Here is a 19742-nt window from a genome sequence, read left to right as displayed (position 1 = left end):
CTATTCATTATTGCCTAATTGTTTGATTTGCCTTAAAACTAGATGGATACCATGTCTCAAATAAATATGCCGATGGGTTTGATCCAGTATTGCTAAATGCAATCGCCTCAGATTCCGTTGAGCGACCACCTCGCGTCGCATTCCACCTAGTATAGGAGACATTTTTAATTTTCAGTCCCCCATGCATAAATTTACCTAATGGTACCGATTGATATGCATTATTTCCGACAAAATAAACTCTTTTATTAGAAATTGCTGTTCCCTGTAAATCAGAACCGACAAATGTTAAATTTCGAGTTGCTGAAATTCTTGGTGCTTTCATTTGTAGTTTTTTCCCTTTACCTCTTAGTTTGAAGGAGCCTAATAAAACAGCCATTCGCTTTATCTTACTTTTTTTATATTTCTGAGTGGCTCCTTTAATACCAAAATAATATTGCCCAGCATAATAACTTAGTGTTCTAGGTTGATAATACCTTTTATTATACTTGAAATAAACAGTTCCTTTTTTCATTGATTTAATGCTCATTGTTTTTTTAGAAATAAAGAAAATTGTCGATTTCAATTTACTCTTTCCGACATTATCTGTCACAGATGCAATTACTAATCCTTTAGTATTGGAATTATCCAATTTGCCTATTGTAATTGCTTGTCCATGACCAATTCCTTTGATCACACCTGAGTACTTAACCGCACCTTTCAACTTTGGGGAATATTTTTTGAGTCTTTTATTAATACTTTTTGCCTTTGCAGTGTTAAGTGCCTTCCCCTTTATGCTATGTGATTCTAAATAATCTCTAAATGCTGTATTTTTTTGATCTTTATGAAGTGTCTTTGACGTATTAACCTTTTTTTGAAAATTTTTTATTTTGCCAAGATTATATCGAATAATCCTGCCACTACGATTGTTATTCGCTGCAGGACTTCCCGTTTTGCGATAGGTTGCCACAATATACATATATTTTCCATCTTGAACTGCTCCCTGCATCGAAAGCGAATTTGCTTTTTTTCCTTTAATTTTTGGTATATTGGGGCTTTTGCTTGCACCTATTTGATTCTGAAAAATAAACGTAGCAAATTTACCATGTTTTGCAGGAAGCTTATTGCCAACAGTATGTTTTAGCTTAAATTTTTTAAAAAATATATGATAAAAAGGGCTAACTTTAAATCCATTGACATAAACTTCTGCGCTACTCATTGGTGCCGCTGACATCTTCTTTATTACATTAATATTTTGCCCCTTAACACTCGAATTTTTATAAGGTAACATCGTGAGCGTTGATACCTTACTAGTACTACTCCAATTTTCCTTCGGTTTTGGCTTTGGCTTTGAATTATTCCAATCGTTTTGAATACTATTTTGTTGATTAGAATCCAGAACACCGTACATAGTCGGGATTTTTGTGATTTGTGCAGCTTCAACCACCGCCACACTCTGTAACATCATTGGTAATACTAAAATAAAACTCATAATTCCAATTACAATCTTATTCATGTTTCTTCCCTTTCCCCATTACTCCCATCGCAATTCCTAATAACATTAGCCCTAAAACAATCAGCATATTATCGTGTCCAGCTGCATAGCCGGTTTGTGGTAGCATTCCTTGGTGCTTAATATTTGGCGTACCACTCACGCTTTGTTTACCATTGGTTGATGACGACTGATATCCAGTGGAACTAACACCTGTCGAACCTGATAATGCTTGCAACATAGTTCCTGCTTGGTTTGCCTTGAATTGTTGACCTTTAAACGTGAAATAGGCTGTTTCATTATTAATGGGAATTATTTTGATTAACTTGTACGTTTTTGCATCAAAAATACCGAGACGCGTTTTACCATTCTTGGTATAGAACGAATAAATGTAATTACCAATATTGTAATTCAACATTTTATCACCATTCCGGTACGTAACTGTGTCTAACCAAATCGTTCCCTTATGGTCACTCTTGAGTCCTAATTGCTTCGCAGTACCATGGGTGATATTTTCTTTTTCAATAATCATGCCAGCATATTTAGGCACAATCTGGCCATCATCTGCGCCCCATTCGTAATCTTGTTGATACTTATACACCTTACGATCCAATAATCGGAAGTGGTTATCAGCGTTACCAGTTACTAACCCAATCAACATGTTATCGGCGTTCACCGTCATTGATTGCACCTTAAAGTTCTTACTACCAGCTTTACGGGTGTACACAGCTGTTTCAACGCCCCTACTACCATTATCAGTAACAACGATGTATTCGTTATCGCTTAATTTAATTCGTTTGGTGCCATTATTACTGACACTAACCGTCTTAACTAAGTTTCCCTTACTATCAGTCACTTTGACTTCTAGGATACCTTTAACTTGCCGTGACACGGTCGTTTTCATACCGTTCGTCCACTTTTGCGTGTATTCATCATTCGTATTGTTGCTAGTCAGTTTCATCCCCGTTTTAAACGTCACTTGCTTCAGTTTCAAGGTAATTTCTCCAGTAGGGGTCATATTAATAATATCGCCGTCTGGATAATTCTTGTTCACTGAATGTACAACTTTTAAAGCCCCATCTTTTGTCCATGTGATTGTAATTGTCGTCTTTTTATCGCCAGGCAACGTCATTGTTTCACCGGATTTTAAAGTTTTGATAGGTGCGAAAACATCAGGATCGGTGTTGTCCATTAAGACCCCAACTTTTAACTTACCGACTGTTCCAGCGGGAGCGTCAGTATCTAATAAGAAGTCTAGTGCCCCGTATCGTGATCCATCATTACCGAAAACTTGACTGTACCCAATTAAACGACCATTACCATCGAACACTGGTGCTACCCAAGTTGCATTGGCATTATATTGATCTTCGTTATAACCTTGGCCATAATGCAATACTATCTTCTTCGGATTACTGCTATATTCACCGGTTAACTTGGCCACATCCTTAGTTAATAAAACTTCATACCAAGGTGATTCCTTGACTGGTGTCAATGTATAATCATCACCTACATATCCTTTTACAGTTTCCGTTTTTAAGATGTTATCCCAGTCATCAATGTGTTCCACTTGCATCGTAACGAGTTTTGGATTGAAATTAAACGTTGCCTCTTTTTGTCCTGTCCACGTTTGCGTGCCTTTCACCATGACCGCATTACCGTTATCCACCGTGTAGCCAGCTGGTGTCGCAATCGTTGGTAACGTAAACGGATCGTCATAAATAACTGCTACTGTCTTATCAGGTGCAATTTTTTTGCCAGTCCGTTTATTCACGTAGTGTACTGTGATTACGCCTTCGTTGGGATTGTAATAGTACGTGGCTAATTTTTGTCCCGTCCACGTCCCATCAACATTCACACTATCTGGCAAATCAATTGAATAGCCTGTCGGTTGATTGATTTGGGGTAAGTTCAGTGTATCGCCATAAGTCATATCAACTGTTACTGGGGCACCTAATACTTTACCAGTGTGTTTGCTGAGATATTGGACGGTAATCTGACCTTTAGCTGCCGGCACAGTCGTTGTCACTGTTTTAGAAGATTCTTCGTCCCCATTAAAAGTCCATACAACCGCTGCCTTAACATCATAGTCGCCTTGCAATTTATCTTGGGCCGTTGCCCCAATTGTAATTTCATAGCGCTTACCATAGAAATCAGCGGAGTTGAGCTTACTTTTAAGATTGAATGTAATCGTATTACCATCAATAGTTGGTGTCAGCCCCGTAACCATTTTGCCAGTCATCATATCTTTAATTACAATCGTGCTTGGATCAACTTTGACAGAATCAGTCTTCCCATCATCAATTGTCAGTGTGAATGAACCGGTTGAATAGTAACTAGATTTGTCGGATGCCGCCACAGTTTGCGTAATCTTATACGTGTAGCTTGCGGTGGTGTTTGCAAGTTTCGTAGTGCTAACCGTTAACTTAGGTGTCGAGGTGTCACTAATTCCGTACTTAATACTTGGTGTACCAAAGTTAATATCACGTCCCCGATTATGCCATGTATCAGTGTCCGCGTTGCCTGTTGCGTCTGGATCAACCGCAATAATCTTGACGTCGCGCGGTTCATACGTAAATGTTATTCCATTCACGTTGGCCATGGCTAACTGCACCGCACCATCGGCGGTATTATCGGTAGCTTCGGTTCCCATGAATGCAACACTATCGTCACTGTTCTTGTATTCATAAACATTGTTCGTACCATTGGCAGTCACTGGTACATATACCGTGTCGACTTTATTGAAGTCGGCTTTACTCAAGGTAAATGATTGAGCCTTGTCTAAGTCAGTTAACACCACTAATCCGGGGAGATTAACTTGGGTTTTCGTACCTGACTTCACGTAGTTCACTGTATATTGCAGCGACGTTAAACCTTCGACATCAATACTGTCGGCATTCACCCGAATACCAGCGTTCTTAATATCATCATCAGTTATATCAGGTGAAACCGTGAAATTCTTAATCGTATAAATTTGATCCAGTAAATCGCCGGCATCATCATAACCAACGTTTGAAATTCTAACTGCCGTCGTGCCATTTTTAATGTCACTTGCCTTGAATGCCACCCCTTTATCCGAATTACTCCAACTTGAGTTAATATCGGCATCCTTAGCTTCCGTAGTTCCACCTTCATTCGAGATTACCGTCGTACCACCAACGTTAGTAAGTGGCATAAAGATATAATCCGCTGGAATTTTCGTTGTATCAGTTGTAGTAACATTTCCGCTAACGCTTGTTGCTTTTTGCGGTGTACTACTGCTTGGAGCGGTTGCATCAACTTGGGTGACCGTGACTGGTTGTTGTGTCTTCTCGTATTCGGCACTAGCGTCAGCCAATACTTTCTTGGTATCATCGGCAGACGTTCCAGCAGGCAGATTAACAGTTTTAGTTGGTTGTGCTGTTTCATCATCATCATCGCTGACAGCGTTTTGCGTGGCTGGTACCGCAGTTCTAGTACCTTCAGGATTCGTGTCATCCTTTGTGCCGTTTTTCACATTAGTGGACACAGCTTCATTTGTATTCGTGGTTGCTGTATCGGAGCTATTATCGGTCGATTTGTCAGCCGCGTCACTGCTGTCCTTTGACTGACTAGCAGATGTATCATTTGCCGCTGCGGCTTGTTCATCAGCCTGATTGACCACGACTAACTTCGAACTGTTTGACGACGCGGCGCTATCCCTAGTACTCTGTGTTGAGTCAGCACTCGCGTCAGTTGTTGCACTTGAACCTGTTACATCTGCCGAAGCGGTCGTACCTAATGCCATACCCCCGATTGCAATCCCAGCAATCAACCAATTTTTACCCGACTTGTACAACTTAAAACGCTTTTGTGTCCCGTTTACTCCCACGTTACTTACCTTCTTAGATTTATTATATTTTTTATTATTAACTATAATAATCTAAAAACGATTCCACTAACCCATCTCGTCATATATGCCGGTTCAAATGCATTTCTTCAAAAATCCCTTTAAATATTTTTGTTTCTGCGCCGCTAAATTTGGATCATCTAAGATTTGCATTACTTTGACGGCATCGTCACATTGCTGCATTCCTAACGCTTTATCAGCAAACCGCAAGTGAAAAAGCCCCGTCAAAAACAACAAATTTGTTCTTATGAAATAGAGTGTTTCATCCTTTTTGATTGACGTAATTACATTCAGTAAAAATTGCGCATGCTTTTTATTATCTTTCTCAATAAAAATTCGCGTCAAATTAAGTAGCGTCTCTAAAAAAATCCGTTTGTTTTTGGCCAAGCCGATAAGTTCCTCAGTTTTCTCCAAAATCTTAGCCGACATGCTCGTCAACATTGCATCCGTCAATAAATGGGAAGCATTTGAAAACAGTGTTAATTCATAAGCTGTCCAATTATCAATGCCGATTAAGTATTCTGATAAAAATATCCGCGCTTCTTCATCAATCTCTGTATCAGTTAAATCCGCCAACAATCCCTCCACCATTATTGAATTGCAACGATAAGATTTTAACTTGGTGGCGTGATATTGTTGCAACTGTTCATTGGCAAGTTCGTGTAACTTAATTATATCTTCTGCCACATAGGCATCCCCAGCTACCCCTAATAATATTGTAAAATCATCTTCCTGCTTATTATCCAAATACAAAAATTCTTCCAAGCTCACATTTAAGTGTTGAATTATACGGACTAGTTTGGAAAAACTCATTTCTGTTTTGCCTTTTTCAAACTTGCCTAAAAACGAATCTGAAACGATCCCCGCACTTGCGTCCACTAAAGATAGATTTTTATTTTTACGAATTCGTGATAGTGTTGCACCATAATTACTCATTTTTATTCTCCTTAACTCCCAGAAAAACATATCCCACCCAATTCCAAAAAATCGGCATATATTTTGAGATACTAATATTTTACCATTTTTCTGTTATCTTTATGGATGTGACACACTTTTAATGAAAGGATGTAAACCAATGAAGTCAAAGTTAGTTAGTTTGCTTTTATCAGGAATTGTTTTCGGTGGCGGAATCGTCATCACCCGCGCCGTAGAACTCACTGATTTAATCACCAAGTTGTAATTGCATCAACACAAAAAGGTCTATCGAAAAAATTCGATAGCCCTTTTTACTTTACTATTATGAACTGTATTTATCACGAACAACGACATTATTTAATGAAATCGCCGTCATGTAATGAGTATTGCTTACCAGCCGTGATATCATATTGAATCATTTTGTAATCAGCATAGATTTGTTTTTGCTTAATTGACAAGTTGTTTGGATCAATCAGCTTGTTATCAGGACTAACTAACTCGCTGTTCCCATTGTCATTAGTCCCATTCGCACGCCGACCTGAGTCAATTGACATTGCGGGGAGCTTTGTCGCCACTTCCGTCATCAAGGCATAGAATGGTGAAACCTTTTGATTCATGTGATCCAAGACTAAGGCACTAAAGTCATTAGGACTCACAATCTTCGTGTTTTTCAGCTTTGCATTATGCGTGCGGCTGTATTTATTTGAGTAAATAAACCAGTCTGTTTCATGCAATTGCAGACCGTACTTATCCATTGGAATTGCGTTCCACACACCTGGCAAGTGATCCCCGTAGAATAACATGGTAATTGGTCGGTTATATGAATCCAACTTCTTAATGAATTTCTTCAAGGCTTGGTCGGTGTAGTGCGCCCCTTCCGTATAATTGGCGATTGATTGCTTTTCGGCATCGCTCATATTCCAATCATTAGAAGTGACTGTAAATTGGTTTTGTGGGTAAACGTTTGGATAAGGCGTGTGATTTTGCATCGTTTCCAAGCCAATCATTTGCCCTTCCTTATGTTCATTTAAGCGTAATTCAACTTCCTTGAAGGCTGAGTCATCAGAAACCCGAATACTCTTACCAATCCGTTTTTGATACGTCAAAGGATACTTTGAGCCTCGGTAGAAGAACTTGTTGAAACCGAAGTCCTTGAAAACATTAATCCGGTTATACAAAGTTGCCACATATGGGTGCACGTCAACCTTGTAGTTGAACAAACTCATCATTGAAGGCACTTCCTTCATCTTTGGCACCACTTGGACATATGGTGTTGAAACGGTTGGTGAGAAGTTGTTCAATGCCATACTAGTAAATACTTGATATTCAATGTTGGCAGTCCCACCACCATATCCAGATGACAGCATCATACCGGACGTGGTTTCCTTCTTCAATTGTTGCAAGTAAGGCAATGGTTGGCCGGACATTTTAACACCAGGGTTATGCGTTGGATCTTGCAAACTTTCTGACAAGACATAGATTACCGTTTGCTTATCCATATCGTCATATTTACGCGTCTTATTAATTTCAGTAGCAACATTCCGGTACTTCGCTACTAATTTATCAACCGTTGCTTGGTTATAGCCTTTTGGTTTAGCCATAACTTGCACATCCAAATTATTAACGAACGTCAAGAGTGGACCACTCCGATACGCACCCTTGGTTTGATCGTAGAAACGAGGGTTGAACTTAATTGAAGTCATGTACTTGTGCGCTAATGAAGTTTCATGATTTAACGTGTAAAATGATGAAACCCCTAAGGCACCAATGACTAGGAGGACAAGCCGCATCCGCCAGCCAAATGACTTTTTAATTCGTGAGCGCCATTGTAAGGCCACCGTAATCACAATCAAAATGACGAGGCCAATTACGGCTCCAATCAGCAAGTTTTTAGAAACCATCCCAGCTAATTCAGAGAAGCTACCTAATTCTGAAATATCAGCAGGTAACACGGGTTCTTGGCGGGCAATTAATTTTTCAAAACTACCGACCGAGAAGCCAACCATCACGATTGAAATAACCATTAATGAAACCCAGTAACGGTTGAAAATCGCCATGAAAATTGCCATGAAGATAACTAAAATCAACATGTTAGTCCAGAAAATTGACGCCCGTAAAAACATATTGAAGAAAGCTTCCTTCACTGACCAGTCAACTTGTGACATATCGAGAACGATAATTAACACAGAGAACGTCAACAACATGAATACAAATTGTTCGATTTGGACTTTGTGCGCGAGCGCGTATTTTTTCACACGTTCTAACCAATCCACTAAGCGGTCACTGGTTAATTTATCAATTGCTTTATCTAAACGAGTCACTTGGAATAGGCTCCAACGTAGCAACCCAATTACAAGTCCACTAACAAACAACAACACTGCTAAACCAACGAAATACACAATAATCGCTTTCGTTGAATGCAAGTGGCCTAACTTAACCATGTGTGGTTGCAAATAGTTCACAACAATAAATGGTGTTTTTGAAATGATATAAATATCCACTAAAATGCTGGTCAACATCCCAATAAATGGTAATGGCTTCCGTGATTGCCACTTAGCAAAGAGCAAGAATACCGCCACACTAGCGATGAAGATTGGCAAACTTTGTAAGTGAATAAACCGGCCATAGATATTAATATCTTGCGTTGATTTTTGAATTGAAGCTAAAATCAAGAACGCCGCCGTAAAGCCAGCCGTCAATAATCCCATCAACAATGGCCAAACTTTGATTCGATTAGCAACATTCGCTAACTTGAAGTAGGCCCCGAACAGGTACACAACCGTCATCCAGATGAAGTTTTGCCCCATACCTAAGTTGAAGATACCTTCCTTGAAGAAAGTACTTTCAACTGAAGTAAATAAGAACAACACCAAGGCAAAAGCATCCAATTGCTTTGGTGATAAACTAGTCAGCACCTTATTAAAGATTGGTGCTAATAAGACAATCACGACCGCGGCCGTCGCTAACCAATAGACATTGTGGCCAATTGGTGCAAGCGTCCGTGCCAAGGCAAGTAACGTCCGAAACTGACTGTCTTTGGCCCAATATAAAATTGCCGAGCCGATTGAATACAATAACACAATCAGCCATAAACGAATCGCCGCACTAACTTTGAACGTTTTATTGACTAATAAATACCCAGCGATTAACGCCACGATGTTAAAACCGAGTAACGTCACACCGTAAATCCCCCAACCAGCAATAAACTGGTGTGATAGGATTTTTGTATTCAAATGATTAATAATCCCGGATTGGCTCATCAAGCCATTAATAATAATCCCGAGGGTCGCAATGACTGCTAATAACTGCAAGCCAAGCGGTGATTTCTCACTTTTCTCCATTTTACTTCTCCCTATTTCACGTGTACTTGAATGTAATCCACAAATTCAGCCGCCGATTTCCCTTTTGAATCCACGACGAATAATTCCCGGAACTTAGCCATCCGTTCATCGACAGCGAACCCATTAGTACTTAATTGCTGCAGTTCGCTAATCAACGCGGTCGTATCCTTGATGATTGTCCCAGGTAAATCTGTTTGGTAATCCATATAGAATCCGCGCAATTCTTCCCCATACGCATCAATATCGTACGCGTAGAAAATCACTGGCCGATTCAAAATTGCATAATCAAAAAATACCGACGAATAATCAGTAATCAACACATCACTCACTAAATACAAATCGCTAATATCAGAATAGTCAGACGCATTAATCACGAAATCTTCGTAACCGGTAAAGTCCAATTGGTTCGCAATCAAATAGTGCATCCGCGTTACCAAGACGTATTCATCACCTAATTGAGCTCGCAGTTGGGCTAAGTCAAACGGCAATTCAAACGTATACTCACCAATATTGGCAAACTGATTATCACGCCAAGTTGGTGCATATAGGGCTACTTTTTTATTAGCGGGAATCTGTAATTTGGCTTTCAAGGCCGCAATCTGCGTTGGGTTATCATCCATAAACAATTTATCATTGCGGGGATAGCCGATTTCAAGCATTTCACCATTAAAGTTAAACGCCCGCCGGAAAATGTCTGATGAATACCGGTTAGGGCTAATCAATGCATTCCATTTGGCAACTTCATTAGTAAAATTATTTTTATACTTCAAGGTATCCGTACCCGGCATTTGCACGCGGGCCATATCCACCCCTAATTTCTTGAGAGGTGTGCCATGCCAAGTTTGGGCATAGAGCTGTTGTTGATTACCAGGGAACCACATTGGTAGGCGCGCATTAATCACCAGGGCGTGCGCTTTAGCCATTGTTCTGGCCCACTTGAAGGTCCCGCGCCGGATATATGCAATGTGTTTTTCTTTGGCGAGCGGTTCTAAGTCACGGTTAACTGACCAGATCAATTTCACTGGTAAGTTGCGCCGCTTGTACTCGTAATACGTTGCGAGTGGACTATCAGAGAACTGCCTTCCCCCAAAACTTTCAAAGACAATCGTCGTTTGCTTGGCAAGGTGTTTACCACTTACTAGCGCATACTTTTTCCATAAGAACCGGCGTCCCCGCCGGAAATAGCGTAGATATACTTTACTTAATTTGGTAAAGCCACCACGAATTTTACGCATGACCCACGTTTGCTTTGGAAAAACGAGCGGTTCAACTTGGACAACCCGTTCAACTGATAATACGAGTTTCAGCCAAAGTTCTGGGCTGATTTTCGTATTACGGGGCTCGATTTGACTTTGGAGGAAACTAGCCTGCAGTGGAATCTGTTGCTGGTCAACAGTCAGTGCGACCCGTAACGTTTCCGTCGCCAATGACTGAAGCTGGGCAATCGGTAGCTTAGCGCTAAATTTTGCCCCCGTGACCTTCGTTGCGACCGTCATTTGGACTGCGCCCATATTGTTAATTACACTGACACTAACTTCTGGTAACTGTGCTGTCGTCTTCACAATCCCGTTTACTACTAAATTTTGTTTAGTCCATTTAGCGTTAGTTGCGGTCACGAACAACCCATTTGTTGGGCGCGACACATCAATTGCAAACAATTGATCTTCTAACAACATTGGCCGGATTAACAGTTCATCGGTAAACTGCGCAAGGTCATCAATAATCCCCAATTGCGTAAATCCCAGGCGTTGTTGCACTAATTGGTCGTGTTGCTCACCAACCAAATATGCATCCCACGTAATCTTATTCGTGCCGGCTTGCAGTAGCTTAAACGTTGCCGTCTGAACTTCAGCAAATGAAATCTGAACAGTTCGGTTTGCACTGATTGGATATGTTAATTCACTAATAACTGGTGCGTAAATTGAGCCAGTCTGGTTACGTAAAACTACCCGCTGATTTGCCCAATCTGGTAATGCATTTGCTGCTAATTGAAGCTCGAAATCATTTGCTTGGTAACTAATTTGCTCAATTAGTAGCACTGGCGTATATGGTTGCCGTTTGGCTTGTTTTATATTATTCACAATTCCGCTCTTTTCAAAAAATACTTATAATCCATTATAATCAAAACCCGCTTAAGATACGATAGCAAAAGGCTTTAAGTTGCCAGAATGTCAGTTCAATGTAACATAAAACGCTTGCTTAACCAAAAAAAGATGAGCTATATAAGCCTCACCTTTGGTTATTTATTCAAATTAGTATGGTTTAACTGATTTCAAAATTTCAGGTCCCCGGTTAGTCATCAAATATGCATAACCTTTTGAATCAAATTGAACAGTTTCAAATTCACGTTTAGTCTTATTGAAGACGGTTTCGCGTACATCCTTGGCAGTTAAACTACCTAATTTAGCCACAGGGATTGATTGCAGTGAACCATCAGCAACAAACATCAATTCATTTTTCTTGGCATTGTATGACATTGATTGTGAGTGTGTACCAGCATTGTACTTCAATCCTTGCATAACTAAGCTAAATGATACCTTGTTAGTGGCAATGTTTCCTTTGTAAATCTTAACATTACCCTTCTTGCCAGTACCACCATTTGAGGTAACATAAGTGTAGAAGTAGGCATTACCATCCTTATCAAAGGTCAGGTTGTGCCCCATGTTTGTCGTAGGTGAAAGTCGGAACTTCACCGAACCAGTCGGCTTTAAAGATGAAGGATCAATCCGTTGAATCGTGGCATAGGCCCCCTTCTTTGGGTTCATATTCGTATCTTTAATTTCCCAGAGTTGACCCGTTTTAGGATTCATCGCTAAGGATTGACCGTGCCCCGCCGTGAACTTTTTACCAACTTTAATAAATGGCTTAACTTTGTTGTAGGCTTTCTTTTGAGCTTTGTTGCTACTGCCTTGTTGGTGATATGAAAATGCTTTACGGACATATGAACTTGAAATCTTATACTTTTTCAAACCGGCCATGTTGTAACGAATAACCCAACCAGTGTTTGAGCCTTCCTTGACAGTATAGAGGACATACATATACTTATCATTCTTACTCATCGCCATTGATTGCGGATTACCCCAATCACCAGATTTCTTATTTGTCACTGGCATAAAGAAATTAGTTTTGAAGGAAACTTTCGCGCCGTTCACATTTTTAGTACTAGTAATCGTGTTTTTCTTAGTTTCAAAGGTGTGCTTTGCTTGATACTTGGCCGAGTAACCATATTTATAAACTTTTTTAGTCGTTTTGGTGTTGCTAACAGTCTTAAAATCTTTACCTGTGTAGCTCGCTAATGCATAGCCACCTTGCGTTGCGGCACTAGCAACCATTGGTACAAGCATCACAGCTGCCGCAGCGGCGGCCATCACTGACGTTTTATTCTTTAACATTTTAAACCCTCCAATGTAATCTACATTAATCTGTGGTAAACAATAACTCAAGTATATTAGCCACTGCGTGCCTGAAAATCACTTGGCGCACCACGCTGGAAGCAACCTCCCAAGCCAAAGTACGGTCTTGGGAGGTTCGGATAAGCTGGGACTCTAAGGGAATAAATTCCCAAGACTCCTCATCTCATCCTCAGCGGAAATATGTGTTGCACACATATTCCCCCAGTCGCGGTGTAAAGGCTCCGCCCGCCAAGTGATTTCCAGACACTCCGTTAATATACAGAATGAACATTTAATCCTAAAGAAACTGACAAATTTCCGGAACTATGCATAAAATTTTTTTAATACAAAATATATAGCTATCGCTACAATGTGCAAGTACGGATAAATTTTTAACTAATAACATCAAAAAGTATCAAGCAACAATTGCTTGTGTACCTAGCTTTAAGTATATCATCACACCTAGTTTCTTTCCGATATTTAGATTTAAATATGACATAGTTTTTTATACGGGGCGTTGCCGGTTCGCAGGCATAAGCACAAACCGGCTTGGGAGGTTACACAGCATGATGCACCAAGCAATTTCCAGGCACGCAGTGGGAATTATCACACAGATAAACAAAAAAATTCCAAGCCACCTGCAAAATCAGATAACTTGGAAACCTTTTTTAATTTATATATTGATGTTAGCCCATTATATGCAAACCAACGGAGTGCCTAAGGAATCTGCTTGGCGGGCGGAGCCCTATACACCGTGAATGGGAAGTGATTTATCACTTCGCTCGAGGCAAATGAGGCGAGTTAGCGCTTTAGCGGTTACTCTCCCAGTTCACGCCGACTTTCCAAGACTACAGGCTTGGAAAGCTTGGCTTCCATCACGGTGCGTCAAGCAGATTCCGTGGCACGTAGTGGCAATAATGCGTTAATACCTAATAACTACCAAACACATGACTACTGAAGTCACGATCATCCGCACCTCGACTCAAGTATGCTTGAATATCAGTTGCTGAATTAACCGTAATATCGACCGGCACACCGCTTGGGGTAAACTTCGGTGCCACCTGCGCTAAGAAATTAGTGAAACTAATAATCTCGGTTTGGCTGTAGAATTGGGTCGTAATCGTGATATGTTCGCCCGCTAACTTCTTATTAACATATTGCGCTTGCGCGGTTAAACCGGCAATTGTTGGGAAGAAGTGTTGAACTTGTGACTGGAAGTTTTGAAAATTCTTATTATCATTACTTGCATAACCAGTCGCACTGCCAATCAATGGAAATACCTTGTTGGCAATATTCATTTTATCCCATTTAGTAATTTTATCACCAGTTGTTTGCGTAACAGCGTAATACTCACCACCCACTAAACTATCGTTGGGGGCTTGTTCATACATCGCAATTGCAATTGGCATATTACTTGGAATTTTTTTCAACTTTCTAATCCGTTGCACAATCTTAGCGGCAGCTTCTTGGCCATACTTGACCATGGCGTCATGATCAATTTTTTGTTCAAAGGTCGCACCGTATTGTTGCTTTTGGTAATAGTCAATTGGATTCATCGCAATCCCAATTGTCATCCCCTTCAAACTCAACTTTTTACCATTTTTTTGCATAAAGTCTTGTTCTTCAATTGATTGGATGTAGATTGGGTTACGTTTGTTATTTTTCTTACCATTATCAACCGGGTTTAAACCATTCTTGTTGTCTTTAGTTTGCCGTGCCAACCAGCTTTGCACGCGATCCATTGACAAATATTGGCCTTCTTGGAAAATATAATCAGCTGGCTTGTAATAGCCCTTTGAAATATCCAATAAACCGGCTTCAAAACTCGTGATATTGAAATTATTACTATTCCGTGCGGCGGTTAAACCACGCGCCTTACTAACAAGGTAGTGACCATTCTTAATCACACCGGCGTAATCATCCTTCGATGTTTGGCCAGTAGTTTGCACTGAATCCTGTTCGTTGGCCCCATTTTCAACACTCGTTGTGTTATCAATGTTTCCACAAGCCGCTAAAATAAGCGCGATTAGCAACATGCTTGCAGCAATTCCGATTTTCTTAATGTGTTTCATAAAATAACTAGCTCCTTCATACTTGGTCAGCCTAGTTTAGCTACTCAGCATTCATCGTCGTGACGAATTTTGCTTCATCCCAAACTTCAATACCGAGTTCGTTGGCCTTATCAAGTTTACTACCTGCGTCTAACCCGACAATTACTAAATCGGTTTTCTTGGAAACACTACCTGCAACTGTCGCGCCATGATCTTCTAACCAATTTTTAGCTTCAGTCCGTCCCAATTGTTCTAGTTTACCAGTTAAGACAACCTTCTTACCAGCAAAGACTGAGTCAATCGCGGCTAAATCACTAGCCGTTCGACCATTAAAGTCCATGTTAACGCCCGCTGCAATCAGTTCATTAACTAATGCATCAGCTTGGACGGTCGCAAAATATTGGTGAATTGCGTTACCAATTACTAAACCCAAGCCGTCAATTTCAGCAATTGCCTCTGGTGTTTGCTCCTTAATTACGAGTAAGCTACCAAAATGTTGTGCAACTTGCTTAGCCGCTTTCGCACCGACACCACGGATGCCTAGCCCAAACAATAACCGTTCAACTGAATTGGTCTTTGAATTATTAATTGCGGTCAATAAGTTGTTGGCCGACGTTTCACCGAACTTCTCTAACATAATAAGCTCATCGAACGCTAAAGCATACAAGCCCGCAACATCCTTAATCAAACCTTTAGCAAGTAATTGCCCAATAATTTTTGGTCCTAAGCCATCAATGTTCATCGCATTACGGCTCGCGAAGTGGGTCAATTGTTCTTGCATTTGCGTGGGGCATGCTGGGTTAATACACCGGAGGGCAACTTCACCATCGACGTGTACCAATTCGCTATCACATGATGGACAATTAGTGGGAATCATGTATTCGACACTGTCGGCTGGCCGCTCAGCTACAATCACTTCACCAACTTCAGGGATAATATCCCCAGCCTTATGCAAAGTCACCGTATCACCAAGCCGCACCCCTTTAGCTAGTAGGTAATCTGGATTGTGCAATGAAGCGCGACTAACCGTCGTACCAGCTAATTGAACCGGATCCATCACCGCAGTGGGCGTGACCGCACCAGTCCGTCCAACCGTCCATTCAATATTGCGAATTACCGTAGTCGCTTCTTCTGGTGGAAATTTGTACGCAATCGCCCACTTGGGTACTTTAACTGTATTCCCAAGTTCGTTTTGCGTGTTTAAATCGTTAACTTTTACGACCACACCATCAATTCCATACGCAAGTGCATCACGCGTACCAGTGTATTGATCAATAAACGTCGTAAATCCTGTAACATCTGCAACTACCACATTGGTTGGATTAGTTGGCAAGCCAATGGCCGCAAAGCGTTCCAGCGATTCAGCTTGTGTCGTCGCACCCAAGACAGCGGGTTGTGCAGTGTAATAGATAAACGCACTCAGCTCACGTTCCTTAGTGACTTTAGGGTCCAATTGGCGCAAAGAACCCGCCGCGGCATTCCGTGGGTTAGCAAATGTTGCTAATCCTTCCGCTTCCCGTTGTTCATTGAGTTTTGCAAACGCCTTTTTCGGCATATAAACTTCACCCCGGACTTCGATTGTCAAAGGTTCGTTTAGTTGCTTAGGAATGGCTTTGATGTATTGAACATTCGCGGTTACGTCTTCACCAATCAAACCATCTCCACGCGTTGAAGCTTGCACTAACTTACCAGCTTCATAATCCAATGCAATCGCTAAACCATCAATTTTTAATTCAACATTATAGGTTAACTCGGTACCAGCATTTTTTTCAGTGCGCTCTGACCATTCGGTTAATTCTGCGACTGAGAATACGTCGCCTAGCGAAAGCATCGCTTCAGGGTGTTGGACTTTAGCTAAACCTTGCTTAGTTTGGCGACCACCGACTTGTTGGCTTGGTGAATCAGCCGTTACTAATTCTGGAAACTTGGCTTCAAGTTTTACTAATCGATCATACGACGCATCGTAGACGTGATCTTCAACAGTTGGGGCATCATCTTGATAATATTCTTGTCCCCATTGAATAAGCTGACTGCGCAGTTTTGCCAACTCTGGTTCGGCCATCGCGGCAGTCATTGCTTCAATTGGTGTTAATGCATTCATGAATTAGCATCCTTTCGTAAAAAAATTAACCATATCCTTAGACACCAACGCTATTCTACCTTTTCAATTGGTGCAAAGGCTGCAAGTAAACGTTTGATACCTTGTTCTGGGAATGCAATATCGAGTTCCGCATCTTCGCCAGTACCGTTTACCTTCACAACTGTCCCAATGCCCCATTTTTTGTGAGCCACTTTTTCGCCGGGGTTCCAACTCTTCTTGTCTGCCCCAGTGCCCGCATTTGAAACCACTGCGGTTGATTTTGGACGGGTATATGTGGTTGCAGTTGCAGCCCGCGTCCGGCCACTAAATGGTACATCGCGGCGTGCTTGGGTTCCACCAAAACTACCAGCTGATGGATTAGCGTATTCGATTAGTTCTGATGGGATTTCATTAATGAATCGTGATGCTTGGTTGCTTTGGGTGCGACCATATAGCAAACGTGAATATGCATTAGTGATGAATAATTTTTGCTTGGCACGTGTGATTCCCACGTAGGCCAAACGGCGTTCTTCTTCCAATTCGTTATCTTCGAGCATTGCCCGTGAAAGTGGGAAAATACCTTCTTCTAACCCAATCAAGAACACGACAGGAAATTCCAAGCCCTTAGCTGCGTGTAACGTCATCAAAGTCACTTCAGATGCTTCTTCTTCAACATTATCTAAGTCTGACACCAACGCCAAATCAGCTAAAAAGTCGACAAACATGTCGCTGTCTTCAGTTTCAGGCTCATACTTCTTATCAAATTGTTTAGTCACTGAAAGAAATTCTTCCAAGTTTTCAACCCGAGCTTGTGCTTCAAGCGTGTTTTGACTCTTTAATAATTTCAAATAACCCGTTTTATCGAGGATTTGTTCCGTCATTTCCGTGATGTTCAAAAATTCGCGTTGCTTGTGTAAGTTATCCATCAAGATACCAAACTCAGCAATACTATTCTTGGCCCGGGCTGACAAACCATTAGCTAAATCAACGTTTTGGGCCGCTTCCAACAAGTGCATGTTCGCATCATTGGCAAAAGCGCGTAATTTATCAATTGAGGTTGCCCCAATACCACGCTTAGGTTCATTAACAACTCGTTCAAAACTCATGTTATCGGCTGGGTTAGTTACTAAGGTCAAGTATGCTAACACGTCGCGAATTTCTTTACGATCATAGAACTTACTGCCGCCAACCATCGTATATGGAATGTTTGACTTTACTAAATTTTCTTCGACTGACCGTGATTGCGCGTTAGTCCGGTAAAGCACGGCAAAATCACCGTAGTTATATGTGCCAGCTTCCACGTATTCCTTGATTTTTGAAATAATGAAGAAGGCTTCGTCAGTTTCGCTTTGGCCACGATAGTACGTGATTTTGTCGCCTTCATTGTTTTCCGTCCACAATTTCTTAGGCAAGCGCACACTGTTATTATCAATGACGGCATTCGCAGCATCCAAAATAGTTGAAGTTGAACGGTAGTTTTGTTCCAACATCACCGTTGTAGCTTCCGGATAATCTTTTTCAAAATTCATGATGTTATCCATGTTCGCACCACGCCAGCCGTAGATACTTTGATCAGCATCCCCAACCACACAGATATTTTTAAAACGGCGTGCGAGCATGTTAACAATTGTGTATTGCGCGTCATTGGTATCTTGGTATTCATCGACGTGAATATATTGAAATTTATTTTGGTAAAAGCTTAATACGTCTGGGGCCTGTTCAAATAATTGAATTGTAAGCATGATTAAATCATCAAAATCAACGCTTTGTGCAATTCGCAATTGACGTTGGTATTCGGTATACACATCTGCCACAATTTTTTCAAATGGTGCCGCTGCTAATTCAGCGTAGGCTTTTGGTGTTTGCATAGCGTTTTTAGCGTTTGAAATCGCACCAAGAATTGAACGTGGGTCATACTTTTGCGTATCAATGTTTTGTTCATTCATGATGCGCTTAACTAACGTGCGCTGTGAAGATGGGTCAGCAATCGTAAAGTTACGGTCATAACCAATTCGGTCAATTTCCCGCCGTAAAATCCGCACGGCCAAACTGTGGAAAGTTGAAACCCAAACGGCATTAGCATCTTCGGCACTCAAAAGTTGGGCAACCCGTTCCTTCATTTCACGGGCAGCCTTATTCGTAAAGGTAATCGCCAAAATGTTCCAAGGATTAACATCTTTTTCTTCGACCAAGTAAGCAATTCGGTGTGTCAAAACCCGGGTTTTACCTGAGCCAGCTCCGGCCATGATTAATAAAGGTCCTTGCGTATGCAAAACTGCCTCGGTTTGTTTATCGTTCATCCCTGCTGTAAAGTCTTGTACCAAGATGTCGTCCTCCGTTTTATTCATTAAATAGCGCTAAATTTTTGTAAACAATGTGTTCGGCTCGGTTAGTTCTAAGTATTAATTCCTCACGTACTAGCAATTAATAATGTTTAGAACTGCCACGAGCATGTCGTTTAATATTGTACCAAATCTAAAACAAATGTTCGAGTATCAAAGCGCCGTTCGCGAAGTTTTTCACTCCTCACCCGGTCAGAAATTCCACTACCAGTACTTTACCATTGCCGGTCTCGTCAGGTGGCGCTTGTGAATTTTTTGATGAGCATTTTTTATTTTTGAATAACCATC

The 19742-nt window shown here is 41.0% G+C and carries 9 protein-coding genes; all 9 read right to left on the bottom strand.

What is annotated here, in order from left to right:
• Window positions 1–7 precede the first annotated feature (7 nt).
• Window positions 8–1492, bottom strand: coding sequence for a hypothetical protein (locus tag EQG49_RS08985; RefSeq protein WP_133363675.1), 1485 nt, complete (start codon window positions 1490–1492; stop codon window positions 8–10).
• Complete coding sequence (locus EQG49_RS08980) at window positions 1485–5315, bottom strand: KxYKxGKxW signal peptide domain-containing protein (protein ID WP_165964850.1); 3831 nt, start codon at window positions 5313–5315, stop codon at window positions 1485–1487. The genes EQG49_RS08985 and EQG49_RS08980 overlap by 8 nt, the downstream gene beginning before the upstream one ends.
• A 93-nt stretch (window positions 5316–5408) precedes the next feature.
• Window positions 5409–6269, bottom strand: a complete 861-nt coding sequence (locus EQG49_RS08975) for a helix-turn-helix domain-containing protein (protein ID WP_165964849.1) — start codon at window positions 6267–6269, stop codon at window positions 5409–5411.
• Window positions 6270–6601: 332 nt separating this feature from the next.
• Complete coding sequence (locus EQG49_RS08970; protein WP_133363672.1) at window positions 6602–9589, bottom strand: sulfatase-like hydrolase/transferase; 2988 nt, start codon at window positions 9587–9589, stop codon at window positions 6602–6604.
• An 11-nt stretch (window positions 9590–9600) separates the two neighbouring features.
• On the bottom strand, window positions 9601–11670 hold the full coding sequence (locus EQG49_RS08965; RefSeq protein WP_133363671.1) for a CDP-glycerol glycerophosphotransferase family protein: 2070 nt from the start codon (window positions 11668–11670) through the stop codon (window positions 9601–9603).
• 171 nt (window positions 11671–11841) lie between these two features.
• Window positions 11842–12981, bottom strand: coding sequence for a hypothetical protein (locus EQG49_RS08960; RefSeq protein ID WP_133363670.1), 1140 nt, complete (start codon window positions 12979–12981; stop codon window positions 11842–11844).
• A gap of 929 nt (window positions 12982–13910) precedes the next feature.
• Window positions 13911–15053 carry a CamS family sex pheromone protein gene (locus tag EQG49_RS08955; protein ID WP_133363669.1) on the bottom strand — a complete coding sequence of 381 codons (1143 nt, stop codon included), beginning with the start codon at window positions 15051–15053 and terminating at the stop codon, window positions 13911–13913.
• A gap of 40 nt (window positions 15054–15093) precedes the next feature.
• On the bottom strand, window positions 15094–17133 hold the full coding sequence (ligA, locus tag EQG49_RS08950; protein WP_133363668.1) for an NAD-dependent DNA ligase LigA: 2040 nt from the start codon (window positions 17131–17133) through the stop codon (window positions 15094–15096).
• A 50-nt stretch (window positions 17134–17183) separates the two neighbouring features.
• Window positions 17184–19439, bottom strand: coding sequence for a DNA helicase PcrA (gene pcrA, locus EQG49_RS08945; protein WP_423245980.1), 2256 nt, complete (start codon window positions 19437–19439; stop codon window positions 17184–17186).
• Window positions 19440–19742: the final 303 nt, after the last annotated feature.

The organism is Periweissella cryptocerci (assembly GCF_004358325.1).
GTDB lineage: Bacteria > Bacillota > Bacilli > Lactobacillales > Lactobacillaceae > Periweissella > Periweissella cryptocerci.
Note: the sequence above shows the minus strand (reverse complement) of the source record. Positions and strands in the feature narration are given on the sequence as shown.

Excerpts from the sequence above, each read along its gene's own strand:
- EQG49_RS08970 (WP_133363672.1), bottom strand. The coding sequence starts at position 9,589 with ATGGAGAAAAGTGAGAAATCACCGCTTGGCTTGCAGTTATTAGCAGTC.
- EQG49_RS08960 (WP_133363670.1), bottom strand. The coding sequence starts at position 12,981 with ATGTTAAAGAATAAAACGTCAGTGATGGCCGCCGCTGCGGCAGCTGTG.
- EQG49_RS08955 (WP_133363669.1), bottom strand. The coding sequence starts at position 15,053 with ATGAAACACATTAAGAAAATCGGAATTGCTGCAAGCATGTTGCTAATC.
- EQG49_RS08975 (WP_165964849.1), bottom strand. The coding sequence starts at position 6,269 with ATGAGTAATTATGGTGCAACACTATCACGAATTCGTAAAAATAAAAAT.
- EQG49_RS08985 (WP_133363675.1), bottom strand. The coding sequence starts at position 1,492 with ATGAATAAGATTGTAATTGGAATTATGAGTTTTATTTTAGTATTACCA.
- ligA (WP_133363668.1), bottom strand. The coding sequence starts at position 17,133 with ATGAATGCATTAACACCAATTGAAGCAATGACTGCCGCGATGGCCGAA.